The sequence below is a fragment of the Amycolatopsis magusensis genome (assembly GCF_017875555.1).
GTDB classification, from domain to species: domain Bacteria; phylum Actinomycetota; class Actinomycetes; order Mycobacteriales; family Pseudonocardiaceae; genus Amycolatopsis; species Amycolatopsis magusensis.
The window spans coordinates 2,529,132-2,542,475 of sequence record NZ_JAGGMS010000001.1; the positions used below are offsets into that span (position 1 = coordinate 2,529,132).

The following is a 13,344-nucleotide window of genomic DNA, read 5'->3' on the forward strand; positions in this document are numbered from 1 at the left end:
AACAGTGCCGCCGACGACCTCCACCGGTAGAACGCCGATCACCCACGTGCCGCTGACCACCACCCCGTTGCCGCCGCTCGACGCGCACGTGGCGCCGTGGCCTGGGGAAACCGAATCGGTCGGCGGGCTGGACCTGCACGTCCGCCGGACCCCGGGCACCGACGAAGCCGTCGCGGTCTACGTGCACGGGCTCGGTGGATCTTCGACCAACTGGACGGACCTGTCCGCCCTGCTGGCGCCCTTCGCCGGCGGGATCGCGGTCGACCTGCCCGGGTTCGGCTTCTCCGAACCGCCCGCGGAGTTCGACTTCGGCCTCAACTCCCACGCCGCGCTGCTTGCCGAGTTCATCGACGGCCTCGGCAAGGGACCGGTGCACCTGCTGGGCAACTCGATGGGCGGGGCGATCGCGCTGCTGGTCGCCGCCCGGCGCCCGGACCTGGTGCGCACGCTGACGCTGATCTCGCCCGCCATGCCGGACCGCAGGCTCGACTACCGCAGGCTGTCCGATCCGCGGATGGCGCTGGCGTACCTGCCGTTCGTCGGCAAGCGCGTCCGCCAGGCACTGGCCGCGCTGGGGCCGGAAGAACGCGCGCGGCAGGTGATCAAGCTGTGCTTCGCCAACGCGGACGCCTTTCCCGCGCAGCGCCTCGCCGAACTCGCCGAGGAACACAACGCGCGGGCGGAGTTCGCCTGGGCGGCGCCCGCCATGGCCCGCAGCACCTTCGGCATCTTCCGCGCCTGGTTCAGCCGGGGGCCGGAGTCGCTGTGGGCGGCGGCGGAGAAGGTGAGCGCGCCGAGCCTGGTGGTGTGGGGCGAGAAAGACCGGGTGATTTCAGTGCGACGTGCGTCACGCACGGCGACACTGATGCCCCGTGCCCGCCTCCTGGTCCTCCCACGAACGGGCCATGTGGCCCAGATGGAGCGGCCGAACACCGTAGCGAAGGCGGTACTGGCCATGTGGGAGCGGGTTGAAACCGGCGATTGGTAACCCGTTCGGGTGAGACGAGGGCGGCGCGGCCTGTGCCGGTCGGCGACGGCATAACGTTTTGGATATGGCACCCTGGACGCGTGGTGAACCGGGTGTCGAATGGTGCGCGAGGTGGCGGTGAACGATCGCCGCACCCCTCAGCAGCCCGGTCGGCTCGTCGTCCGGACCGGTCGGAGGAGTACGCCACCGGCCACGGCCGGGCCGTGCGCGCCGATGACGAGGAGCGTTACCGCCCCGGCGGCAGGCGGACCGCCGCGGAGCCACTGAGCGCGTCCTGGCGCCCGCGCGAGGAAGAGGCCGAGGCCCCCCAGCGCAAGGGCAAGGTCGGCAAGCTCACCAAGACCTACGGCTGGCGCGTCTACGCCCTGCCGGTGCTCGCGGTGATCACCGCGCTGGTGGTGTTCGACACCGCGACCAGCCCGCCCGAGACGCCCCTGATCGAGACGCCGACCGGGTCCGTGCTGGCCGGCGAGGGCACCGGGACCAACGGCGAGGGCGAGGCCCCGCCCGCCGGTGCCGAACTGCCCGCGCCGCAGATGGACCTCAACATCCCGACCGCCGACCTGCCCGAGGGCAAGCCGTACACGCAGAAGGGCCAGGGCACCTGGCACGTGGTGCCGGGCAAGACCGAGCCCTTCGGCACGGCGGGCCGGGTGTGGAAGTACACCATCGAAATCGAGGACGGCATCCCGCCGGAGGACATCAGCGGCGAGGACGCCTTCGCGAACACCGTGCAGGGCATCCTTTCCAAGGATCCGCGCGGCTGGGCGGGCAGCGGGCAGCTGCGGCTGCAGCGGGTGGACAACAGCGACCCGAACGCGGACTTCAGCGTGGCGCTGACCACTTCGGACACCGCGAAGTCGATCTGCGGTTCGTCCATCCCGTACGAGGCCTCGTGCCGCAAGGGCGACACCAAGCAGGTGGTGATCAACCTCGCCCGCTGGGTGCGCGGGGCCAAGGCGTTCAGCTCGGACCTGCTGTCCTACCGCGAGTACGCGATCAACCACGAGGTCGGGCACGCACTGGGCCACGGGCACACCGGCTGCGCCAAGGACGGCGACCTGGCGCCGGTGATGATGCAGCAGAGCTTCGGCGTGAACAACGACTACGTGGCCAAGCTGAACAACGTGCCCGGCGGCGACCGGAACTCGGTGCCCGCCGACGGCAAGGTCTGCAAGCCGAACAGCTACCCGAACCCCGGGGCGCAGGCGGGCTGACCCGCAAACCCCGTCCCAGCAGGTGGACCGGGGGAAGACCGTGCGCCGCCCGTGCGTTAGTGATAGTGGTACGCGAGAACCGTGCGCGAAGTATGGAGGTCCACCACGATGTCAGGCACGCTGCCGCCGCTCGTCGAGCCGGCCGCCGAGCTCACCAAGGACGAGGTGGCCCGCTACAGCAGGCACCTGATCATCCCGGATGTCGGGATGGATGGGCAGAAGCGGCTCAAGAACGCCAAGGTGCTGGTCATCGGTGCCGGTGGGCTGGGCAGCCCCGCGCTGCTCTACCTGGCCGCGGCCGGGGTCGGCACGCTGGGCATCGTCGACTTCGACGTGGTCGACGAGTCCAACCTGCAGCGCCAGGTGATCCACGGGCAGAGCGACGTGGGCAAGCTGAAGGCGGCCTCGGCCCAGGAGTCGCTGGCCGAGACCAACCCGAACGTCAAGGTCCACCTGCACACCGATCGGCTGGACAGCTCGAACGCGCTGGAGATCTTCCGCGACTACGACCTGATCGTCGACGGCACGGACAACTTCGCCACCCGCTACCTGGTCAACGACGCCGCGGTGCTGCTCGGCAAGCCGTACGTCTGGGGCTCGATCTTCCGGTTCGAGGGCCAGGTCAGCGTGTTCTGGGAGGACGCGCCGGACGGCCGCGGGCTGAACTACCGCGACCTCTACCCCGAGCCGCCGCCCCCCGGCATGGTGCCCTCGTGCGCCGAGGGTGGCGTGCTGGGCGTGCTGTGCGCCTCGATCGGGTCGATCATGGTGAACGAGGCGATCAAGCTGATCACCGGGATCGGTGAGCCGCTGCTCGGCCGCCTGATCAGCTACGACGCGCTCGAGATGCGCTACCGCGAGGTCAAGATCCGCAAGGACCCGGACACGCCGAAGATCACCGAGCTGATCGACTACGAGGCGTTCTGCGGGGTGGTCTCCGACGAGGCGCAGCAGGCCGCGTCGGACAGCACGATCACCGCGGCCGAGCTGAAGGCCAAGTTCGACAACGGCGACAACTTCGAGCTGATCGACGTCCGCGAGCCGCACGAGTACGAGATCGTGAACATCAAGGGCGCGAAGCTGATCCCGAAGGACCGGATCCTGTCCGGGGAGGCGCTGGCCGAACTGCCGCAGGACAAGCCGATCGTGTTGCACTGCAAGTCGGGTGCGCGGTCGGCGGAGGCGCTGGCCGCCCTGCACCAGGCCGGTTTCAAGGACGCCACGCACCTCGGCGGTGGCGTGCTCGCCTGGGCGAGGCAGGTCGACCCGAGCCTTCCGACGTATTAGAGATCCCTTGATCCCGCGCGTGAGCGCGATAACGTGCGGGATGTGACCACACCGGCTCCGAGACGCCAGCCTCCGCCGCCGCACGTCGTTGCGGCGTTCGGGGCGAAGGGCGCCGACCCGGAGCCGATGCCTGCCGGGTTCGGCTGGCGGTGTGGTGACCTGGTGCTGAAGCCGGTCCACGACCGGGCCAGGGCGCTGTGGCAGGCTCGCACGATGGAGCGCATCGCGCTGCCCGACGTGCGGGTCGCCCGGCCGGTCCGGTCCACCGACGGCCGGTCCATCGTGGGTGGCTGGGCGGCGTGCCGGTTCGTCTCCGGCACGCCGCAACCGCGCTACGACGAACTCGTGCTCGCCGCGGTGAAGCTGCACCAGGCGACCGCGCACGAGCCGCGCCCGGATTTCCTCGACAGCCGCCGCGACGTGTACGCGATCGCCGACCGGATGGCCTGGGAAGAGCTGGAGCCCGACCTCGACGAGAGGAAGGGCGGCGGCTGGTTCGAGGTGCTCGCCGGTGCTCGCCGCCCGGTGCACGGGCAGAACCAGCTGGTGCACGGCGAGCTGTTCGGCCGCGTGCTCTTCGACGGTGACGAACCACCGGGCATCGTCGACTTCGAGCCGTACTTCCGGCCCGCCGAGTGGGGTGCCGCGGTGGCCACCGTGGACGCGCTCGCCTGGGGTGGGGCCGACTCCCAGCTGCTGCAGCGCTGGGCGCACCTGCCCGAGTGGCCGCAGCTTGTGTTGCGCGCCACACTGTTCCGCCTGGCGATCATCGCGCTCGACCCGCACTTCAGCCCGTCTTCCCTGGATGGCCTGCGCTTGGCGGCCCGGGAAGTCAGCGCGCTCCTCTGAGAGTTCACCGCCACCGGCCCGCGATCGTCCGGGCAATGTCAAACGCCTGAAACATTCGGTCGTTTTCGAGTAACACGCGCTCCTTACCGTCGGTCCATGGCCGAGTCGGGAAGGAGGGCACTGTGACCGCGACCGCAGCACCGCTGACCGGGGCCCGCACGGTCACGCACTGCCCCTACTGCGCGCTGCAGTGCGCGATGGCCGTGCGCGGAACCGAGACCTCGCCCGCCGACGCGGGCGGGCTGTGCCAGAAGGGCTGGACCGCGGGCGCGCTCCTGCGGTCCCCGGCACGCCTGACCACCCCGCTGATCCGGATCGACGGCGAACTGCGCCCCGCGAGCTGGGACGACGCGCTCGACCTGGTCGCCACCCGGCTCACCGAGCTGAAGCGCGACCACGGCGCCGACGCGAACGCGGTGTTCGGCGGCGGCGGGCTGACCAACGAGAAGGCCTACCTGCTGGGCAAGTTCGCCCGGGTCGCGCTCGGCACCTCGCAGGTCGACTACAACGGGCGGTTCTGCATGTCGTCCGCGGCCGCGGCCGGGATGCGCGCGTTCGGGCTGGACCGCGGGCTGCCGTTCCCGCTGGCCGATCTGTCCGAAGCGGACGCGATCCTGCTCGTCGGCGCGAACCCCGCCGAGACCATGCCGCCGTTCGCGCGGTACCTCAAGCGCGGGCTGATCGTGGTGGACCCCCGCCGCACGCCGACCGCCGAGCTGGCCGAGTTGCACCTGCAGCCGGCGCCCGGCACGGACCTGGCGCTGGCACTGGGCATCCTGCACGCGGTGGTGGCCGACGGCCTGCTCAACCAGTCCTATGTAGACGAACGTACCGCGGGGTTCGCCGCGGTGTGGCGGATCGCGGCGGCGTGGTGGCCCGAGCGGGTGGAGCGGATCACCGGTGTCTCGGCCGCCGACCAGCGCGCGGTCGCCGCCCGGCTGGCGAACGCCCGCAACGCCTACATCCTCACCGCACGCGGTACCGAGCAGCACGCCAGTGGCGCCGACATGGTCAGCGCGTGGATCAACCTCGCGCTGGCACTGGGGTTGCCCGGGCGCGCGGGTTCCGGTTTCGGGTGCCTGACCGGGCAGGGCAACGGTCAGGGCGGGCGGGAACACGGGCAGAAGGCCGACCAGCTGCCCGGGTACCGGCGCATCGACGACCCGGCGGCACGGGCGCACGTCGCCGGGGTGTGGGGCGTACCGGCGGATTCCCTCCCGGGGCCCGGTCGTTCCGCCTACGAACTGCTCGACGCGCTGGGCACCGAGGACGGCCCGCGCGGGCTGATGGTCTTCGGCAGCAACGTGCTGGTGTCCGCGCCGCGGTCCGCGCACATCGCCGATCGGCTGGGCGCACTGGACTTCCTGGTGGTCGCCGACCTGGTGCTGTCCGAAACGGCCGCGCTCGCCGACGTTGTGCTGCCCATCACGCAGTGGGCCGAGGAGGAGGGCACGATGACCAACATCGAGGGGCGGGTGTTGTTCCGCCGCCGCGCGATCGATCCCCCGGAAGGCGTCCGCACCGATCTCGACGTGCTGTCGGGCCTGGCGAGCAGGCTCGGGCAACCCGATGGCCGGTTCCCGGCCGACGCGGACACCGTGTTCGAAGAACTGCGAGCCGCTTCGAAGGGCGGGCTCGCCGACTACTCCGGCATCACCTACGACCGGCTGCGCGCGGGAGAACGGCTGCACTGGCCGGTTCCCGAGACCGATCACCCCGGTTCCCCGCGGGTGTTCCTCGACCGGTTCGCGCACGCCGACGGCCGCGCGCGGTTCCACCCGGTCGACCACCGCGGCCCGGCCGAGCCGACCGATGCCGAATATCCCTTGCAGGCCACCACGGGTCGCGTGCTTCAGCACTACCAATCCGGCGCGCAGACGCGGTTGATCGACGAACTCACCGACGCCGTCCCCGAAGCCTTCGTCGAGGTCCACCCGGACACCGCCGCTCGTGCCGGCCTGGCTGACGGTGACTGGGCTTCGGTCGAATCCCGGCGAGGTGCCGTGAGGGCGCGGGTGCGCTGCGTCCCGTCCATCCGGCCCGACCTGGTCTTCGTGCCGTTCCACTTCCCCGGGGCGCAGCGGGCGAACCTGCTGACCAACCCGGCGCTCGACCCGACCAGCCGCATGCCGGAGTTCAAGGTGTGCGCAGTCCGCTTGGCGGGTGCGGAATGACCCGGAACGTGGTGGTCATCGGCTACGGCATGGCCGGGGCCAGGGTGGCCGAGGAGATCCGCCGCCGCGACGCGGACGGTTCGCGCGTGACGCTCACCGTGCTCGGTTCCGAGCCGTACCCGGCGTACAACCGGGTGCTGCTGTCCGGGGTCGTCGCGGGCACCATGAGCACGGATTCGGTGTGGCTGCACGATTCCGAGTGGGCCAAGGAGAACGACGTCGACCTGCGGCTGGGCACGACGGTGGACCGCATCGACCGCGCGGCCCGCCGGATCGAGCTGGCGGACGGGTCCATTGTGGACTACGACGCGCTGGTGCTGGCCACCGGTGCCGCGCCGTGGATGCCGCCGGTGGAGGGGCTGACCACCGAAACCGGTGAAGTGGCGCCCGGCGTGGTCGCGTTCCGCAGCCTCGGTGACTGCGAGCGCATCCTCGACGCCGCCAAGGTCGGCGCCCCGGTGGCCGTGCTCGGCGGCGGGCTGCTCGGCCTGGAAGCCGCCCGCGGACTGGCCGGGCGTGGGAACCTGGTCACCGTGGTGCACCCGGTCGGGCACCTGATGGAACGCCAGCTCGACGCCGAAGGCGGCCGGGTGCTCGCGGAAACCCTGCGGGGACTGGGCATCGAGTTCCGGCTCGGCGCGACCGCCGCCCGGTACCTGCCCGGCGACGGGCTCAAGCTGGACGACGGTTCGTACGTCCAGGCCGATCTCGTCGTGGTCTCCGCCGGGGTGCGCGCGGACACCGCGCTGGCCCGCGAAGCCGGGCTGGCCGTCGACCGCGGGGTGCTCGTCGACGACTCCCTGCGCACCAGCGACGGCCGGGTGTTCGCGATCGGCGACTGCGCGCAGCACCCGGGCACGGTGTCCGGGCTGGTGCAGCCCGCCTGGGAACAAGCTGCCGTGGTGGCCGACCTGGTCACCGGCGAGAACACCGCCGCGCGCTATCGGGGCACCCCGGTGGTGACCAGGCTCAAGGCCCGCGGCGTGGACCTGGCGGCGTTCGGCGACACCGAAACCGCCGGTGCCGAGGTGCTCAGCGTGTCCGACTCGACCCGGGGCCGGTACGCGAAACTGCTGGTGCGCGAGGAAAAGGTGGCCGGCGCGATCGTGCTCGGCCTCCCCGACGCGGCCGCGAACCTGACCCAGCTCTACGACCGCGGTGCCCGGCTGCCCGAGGACAAGCTCGCGCTGCTGCTCGGCCGGGCGCTGCCCGGACCGGACGCGGCGGGCACCCCGTCGGTGAACCCGGCGAACCTCCCGGCGAGCGCGGTGGTCTGCCGCTGCAACTCGGTGACCAAGGGCCGCCTGGTCGAGCAGTGGCGCGCCGGGGCCACCGACCTGCCCGCGCTCGCCGCGGCGACCAGGGCGACCACCGGCTGCGGTGGCTGTGCCGATGCCGTGCGGGGCATCGCCGGCTGGCTCGCCGAAACCTCCTGAACGGCTGAAAGGCAACACATGCAGACGAAACGCTGGATCCAGCGGTGGGAACCGGAGAACCCGGAGTTCTGGGAGTCCACCGGCAAGCGGGTGGCCCGGCGCAACCTGTGGTTCTCCATCTTCGCCGAGCACGTCGGTTTCTCGATCTGGACGCTGTGGTCGGTGATGGTCCTGTTCATGGGCCCCGAGTACGGCTTCTCGGCGGCGGACAAGTTCCTGCTGGTGTCCACCCCGACCGTGGTCGGCGGGCTGATGCGGCTGCCCTACACCTTCGCGGTGGCGAAGTTCGGCGGTCGCAACTGGACGGTCGTCAGCGCCGGGCTGCTGGTCTTCCCGACCGTGCTCGCCGCGATCGTGATGGAACCCGGCACTTCGCTGGGCACGTTCCTGCTGGTCGCCGCGCTCGGCGGGGTCGGCGGCGGCAACTTCGCCTCGTCGATGACCAACATCAACACCTTCTACCCGGAGCGGCTCAAGGGCTGGGCGCTCGGGCTGAACGCGGGCGGCGGCAACCTGGGGGTGGCCGCGATCCAGCTGATCGGCCTGCTGGTGATCGGCACGGCGGGCGCGATGGCCCCGCGCGTGGTGCTGTTCATCTACCTGCCGCTGATCGTGCTCGCCGCGGTGCTCGCCTACCTCTACATGGACAACCTGGCCAGCGTGCGCGGGGACACCGGGGCCATGCGCGAAGTGGTCAAGGACAAGCACACCTGGGTGATGTCCTTCCTCTACGTCGGCACCTTCGGCTCGTTCATCGGCTACAGCTTCGCCTTCGGCCTGGTGCTGCAGAACCAGTTCGGCCGCACCCCGCTGCAGGCCGCGGCGGTGACCTTCCTCGGCCCGCTGATCGGCTCGCTGATCCGGCCGGTGGGCGGCATGCTGTCCGACCGGATCGGCGGCGCGAAGGTGACGCTGGTGACCTTCGGCGGCATGGCGGTCGCGGCGGCGGGCGCGATCATCGCCTCGAACGCCGGTTCGCTGGCGTTGTTCACCACCGCCTTCATCCTGCTGTTCGTGCTTTCCGGCGTGGGCAACGGATCCACCTACAAGATGATCCCGGCGATCTTCCGGGCGAAGGCGCAGTCGGCGATCGAAGAGGGTGCCTCGGAGACCGGCGAACTGCTGCGTGCCCGGCGGCTTTCCGGCGCGTTGATCGGGCTGGCCGGCGCGATCGGCGCGATCGGCGGGCTGTTCATCAACCTCGGCTTCCGCGCGTCGTTCGCCGGCACCGGCGGTGGCGTCCCCGCCTTCGTCGCGTTCGGCGTGTTCTACCTGATCTGCGCGGGCGTGACCTGGGCGGTCTACCTGCGCCGCGAAGGCGTGCGCTCGCCGAGCCCCGCACTGGCCGGGGCCGGGGTCTGAGCCATCTTGCATCCCAGGGAGGAGCAGCGAATGCGGACACTGGTTGTCGCCGGACACGGCATGGTCGCCCACCGGCTGGTCGAAGCGGTGCGAGCGGGCGGAAGCGACTGGCGCGTGGTCGTGCTGGCCGAGGAGTCGCGCCCGGCGTACGACCGGGTGGCTCTGACCTCCTATGTGGACGGCTGGGACGCGCAGGTGCTGGCGCTGCCCGGTTCCGACTACGCCGACGACCCGGAGGTCGAGCTGCGGCTCGGTGATCCGGTGGTGTCGGTGGACCGCGAGCGGCGGGTGGTCCGGACCGCGGCCGGGTACGAGCAGCCCTACGACGCGCTGGTGCTGGCCACCGGGTCGAAGCCGTTCGTCCCGCCGGTCCCCGGGCACGACCTGCCGGGCTGCTTCGTCTACCGGACGATCGACGACCTCGACGCGATCCGCGAGGCCGCCGGTGCGGCTGGTCGCGGCCGTCGCTCGGCGATGGTGGTCGGTGGTGGCCTGCTCGGCCTGGAAGCCGCGAAAGCCCTGCGGGACATGGGACTCTCACCGCACGTGGTGGAGATGGGCCCGCGGCTGATGCCGTTGCAGGTCGACGACGGGGGTGCCGGGCTGCTGCGCGAGCTGGTCACCGCGCTCGACGTGACCGTCCACACGGGAACGTCGACGAAGGTGATCGAGCCGGACGGTGACCGGCTCATCGCCAAGCTGGCCAACGGCACCGAGCTGGACCTGGACCTCGTGGTGTTCTCGGCGGGCATCCGGCCGCGGGACGAGCTGGCCAGGGAAAGCGGGCTGGAGGTCGGCGAGCGCGGTGGCGTGCTGGTCGACAACCGGTGCCGCACCAGCGATCCGGCGGTGTACGCGATCGGCGAATGCGCGTCGGTGGAGAACCGCGTGTACGGCATCGTGGCGCCGGGTTACGCGATGGCGGAGATCGTCGCCGCGCAGCTGCTCGGGGGTGACGGCGAGTTCGGCGAGCAGGACATGTCGACCAAGCTGAAGCTGCTCGGGGTCGACGTGGCCAGCTTCGGGGACGCGCACGCGGCCACCGAGGGCGCCCGCGAGGTCGCCTTCGCCGATTCGGTCGACGGCTACTACAAGAAGCTGGTGGTCTCCGAGGACGGCAAGACGCTGCTCGGCGGGGTGCTGGTCGGGGACGCCTCGCAGTACACGATGCTGCGGTCGTTCGTCGGCCGCGCGCTGCCCGCGTCACCCGGCTCCATGCTCTCGCCCGCTGGCGGTGGTGAAGGGGTCGGCTTGGACGCGCTGCCGCCCGACGCCCAGGTGTGTTCCTGCAACGCCGTCACGAAGGCCGCGATCACCGACGCGATCCTCGAGCACGAGTGCACCGACGTGCCGAAGCTCAAGGCCTGCACGCGGGCGGGCACGGCCTGCGGCTCGTGCGTGCCGATGTTGGCGAAACTGCTGGACTCGTGCGGGGTGGAGCAGTCGAAGGCGCTCTGCGAGCACTTCTCCTTCTCCCGCGCGGAACTGTTCGAGATCGTCAGCGCCACGCGGATCAGCACCTTCGGCGAGCTGATCACGCGGCACGGCACCGGGACCGGCTGCGCGATCTGCAAACCGGCGGTGGCCTCGATCCTGGCGACGCTGGGCAACGGGCACATCCTCGGCGGCGAGCAGGTGACCCTGCAGGACACCAACGACCGGTTCCTGGCGAACATCCAGCGCAACGGCTCGTACTCGGTGGTGCCGCGCATCCCCGGCGGCGAGATCACCCCGGCGAAGCTGAAGGTGATCGCCGAGGTGGCCGAGGAGTTCGGGCTGTACACCAAGATCACCGGCGGGCAGCGGATCGACCTGTTCGGCGCGACGGTGGACCAGCTGCCGCCGATCTGGCGCCGGCTGGTCGACGCGGGCTTCGAATCCGGGCACGCGTACGGGAAGTCGCTGCGCACGGTCAAGTCGTGCGTCGGCTCCACCTGGTGCCGGTACGGGGTGCAGGACAGCGTCGGCATGGCGGTCGAACTGGAGCTGCGGTACCGCGGGCTGCGCTCGCCGCACAAGCTCAAGGCGGCGGTCTCGGGGTGTGCGCGGGAATGCGCCGAGGCGCGGGGCAAGGACTTCGGCGTGATCGCCACGGAGAAGGGCTGGAACCTCTACGTCGGCGGCAACGGCGGCACCACGCCCCGACACGCGCGGCTGCTGGTGTCCGATGTGGACAGCGAAACACTGTTCCGGACGATCGACCGGTTCCTGATGTTCTACGTGCGCACCGCCGACCGGTTGCAGCGCACGGCACCGTGGATCGAGGAGCTGGAAGGCGGCCTCGACCACCTGCGTGACGTCATCGTGAACGACAGCCTCGGCATCTGCGAGGAACTGGACGCGGCGATGGAGAAGCACGTGGACTCCTACGCCGACGAATGGCGTGGCGTGCTCGAGGACCCGGAGAAACTGGCGCGGTTCACCTCGTTCGTGAACGCTCCGGGAACCCCGGATCCGACGATTTCCTTCCGCGTCGAGCGTGAGCAGAACGTGCCCGTTTCTCTCGGAATGCCGGAGGTGGCCGCACGATGACCGCGTTGACTTCTTTTGTCGGGGGTTCGGGGGTCGTCCCCCGGGTGGCACAGGAACGAGTCTGGACGGCCGTGTGCCCGGTCGAGACGGTGCCGCTCGGCGCCGGGGTGGCCGCGTTGCTGCCGGACGGCTTGCAGGTGGCCGTCTTCCGCACCGGCGACGGCGTGTTCGCCTTGTCCAATGTGGACCCGTTCAGCGGCGCGGCGGTGCTCTCGCGCGGCATCATCGGGGACCGGGGCGGGGTGCCGGTGGTGGCGTCGCCGATGCACAAGCAGTGCTTCGAGCTGTCGACCGGGCAGTGCCTGGACGATCCGGAGGTGCGGGTGGCCTGCTACCCGGTGCGGGTGGCCGCGGGCACGGTGGAGGTGGGCGGGCCATGACGGCCCTGCCACCCCTGGCGGGCTTCGCCATCGGGATCACGGCGGCGCGCCGGGCTGATGAGCTCGGGGCGCTGTTCGTGCGAAAGGGGGCGTCCGTGCGGTACGGGCCGGCGATCCGGATCGTGCCGCTGTCGGACGACACGGAACTGCTCGCCGCGACGCGCCGGTTGCTGGACGAGGCACCGGACGTGGTGGTGGCGACCACCGGTATCGGCTTCCGCGGCTGGATCGAAGCCGCCGAGGGCTGGGGACTCGGCGACGCCGTGCTCGCCAGGCTCGGCGGGGCCGCGGTGATGGCACGCGGGCCGAAGGCGAAGGGCGCGGTGCGCGCGGCCGGGTTGTCCGAAGTGTACTCACCGGATTCGGAGAGCAACGCGGAGTTGCTGCAACACCTGCTGGAGTCCGGTGTGGACGGACGGCGGGTGGCGGTGCAGTTGCACGGCGAGCCGTTGCCCTTCTTCGTGGAGTCCCTGCGCTCCGCCGGTGCCGAAGTGATCGAGATCCCGGTGTACCGCTGGGTGGGCCCGGCCGATCCGGGACCGCTGGACCGCCTGCTGGACTCCGTGCTGGAGGGCGGGATCGACGCGATGCCGTTCACCAGCGCACCCGCCGCGGCGAGCATGTTCGCCGTGGCCAAGCGGACCGGCCGGTACGCGGCGCTGGTGGAGGCGCTGACGCGCCGGGTGCTGGTCGCCTGCGTCGGGCCGATCACCGCCGCGCCGTTCGCCGCGCTGGGCATCCCGATCGTGCAGCCGGAACGGTCCCGCATCGGGGCGCTGGCACGCACGCTTTCGCAGGGACTGCTGGACCGGGCGCCGAGGTGGCAGGTGGCCGAGCGGACAGTGGAACTGCGTGGGCAGGCGGTGGTCGTCGACGGCGAACTGCGGACGCTGGCACCCGCGCAACTGGCGGTGCTGCGGGCGCTCGCGGAGGAACCGGGGCGGGTGATCTCGCGGCGGCAGCTGATGACCGTGCTGCCCGGCGGCGGCGACGAGCACGCGGTGGAGACGGCGGTCGGCAGGCTCCGCACTTCGCTGGGTGAGGGAAAACTGGTGCAGACCGTGGTCAAGCGAGGTTACCGGCTGGCCGTGGAGAAGGCGGGGATGGCTTGATCGTCCT

At 71.2% G+C, this 13,344-nt stretch carries 10 protein-coding genes; all 10 read left to right on the plus strand.

Annotated elements, in window-relative coordinates; genetic code table 11:
• Window positions 1-4 precede the first annotated feature (4 nt).
• The 10 genes from JOM49_RS11790 to JOM49_RS11835 all read left to right on the plus strand — a co-directional run bounded on the left by JOM49_RS11790 (window position 5) and on the right by JOM49_RS11835 (window position 13,337).
• Window positions 5-988 (plus strand): alpha/beta fold hydrolase, encoded by a 984-nt coding sequence (locus tag JOM49_RS11790; protein WP_209664337.1) that lies wholly within the window; start codon window positions 5-7, stop codon window positions 986-988.
• A gap of 203 nt (window positions 989-1,191) precedes the next feature.
• Window positions 1,192-2,205: a DUF3152 domain-containing protein gene (locus tag JOM49_RS11795; RefSeq protein WP_308158716.1), complete on the plus strand. Its 1,014-nt coding sequence runs from the start codon at window positions 1,192-1,194 to the stop codon at window positions 2,203-2,205.
• A gap of 108 nt (window positions 2,206-2,313) precedes the next feature.
• Window positions 2,314-3,492, plus strand: a complete 1,179-nt coding sequence (gene moeZ, locus JOM49_RS11800) for an adenylyltransferase/sulfurtransferase MoeZ (protein ID WP_209664338.1) — start codon at window positions 2,314-2,316, stop codon at window positions 3,490-3,492.
• A 42-nt stretch (window positions 3,493-3,534) separates the two neighbouring features.
• The gene (locus JOM49_RS11805; protein ID WP_209664339.1) at window positions 3,535-4,341 is read left to right on the plus strand and encodes a TIGR02569 family protein; all 807 of its coding nucleotides are present in this window, start codon (window positions 3,535-3,537) and stop codon (window positions 4,339-4,341) included.
• Window positions 4,342-4,538: 197 nt separating this feature from the next.
• Window positions 4,539-6,515 (plus strand): molybdopterin oxidoreductase family protein, encoded by a 1,977-nt coding sequence (locus JOM49_RS11810; RefSeq protein ID WP_209671090.1) that lies wholly within the window; start codon window positions 4,539-4,541, stop codon window positions 6,513-6,515.
• Window positions 6,512-7,951: an FAD-dependent oxidoreductase gene (locus tag JOM49_RS11815; RefSeq protein WP_209664340.1), complete on the plus strand. Its 1,440-nt coding sequence runs from the start codon at window positions 6,512-6,514 to the stop codon at window positions 7,949-7,951. The genes JOM49_RS11810 and JOM49_RS11815 overlap by 4 nt, the downstream gene beginning before the upstream one ends.
• Window positions 7,952-7,969: 18 nt before the next feature.
• On the plus strand, window positions 7,970-9,313 hold the full coding sequence (locus tag JOM49_RS11820; protein ID WP_209664341.1) for a nitrate/nitrite transporter: 1,344 nt from the start codon (window positions 7,970-7,972) through the stop codon (window positions 9,311-9,313).
• Between the two features lie 30 nt (window positions 9,314-9,343).
• A complete protein-coding gene (gene nirB / locus JOM49_RS11825) occupies window positions 9,344-11,845 on the plus strand; it encodes a nitrite reductase large subunit NirB (RefSeq protein WP_209664342.1) in 2,502 nt (833 codons plus the stop codon).
• Between the two features lie 44 nt (window positions 11,846-11,889).
• Window positions 11,890-12,225 carry a nitrite reductase small subunit NirD gene (gene nirD / locus JOM49_RS11830; RefSeq protein WP_308158717.1) on the plus strand — a complete coding sequence of 112 codons (336 nt, stop codon included), beginning with the start codon at window positions 11,890-11,892 and terminating at the stop codon, window positions 12,223-12,225.
• Window positions 12,222-13,337, plus strand: a complete 1,116-nt coding sequence (locus tag JOM49_RS11835; RefSeq protein WP_209664344.1) for a uroporphyrinogen-III synthase — start codon at window positions 12,222-12,224, stop codon at window positions 13,335-13,337. The genes nirD and JOM49_RS11835 overlap by 4 nt, the downstream gene beginning before the upstream one ends.
• The last annotated feature ends 7 nt before the right edge of the window (window positions 13,338-13,344 follow it).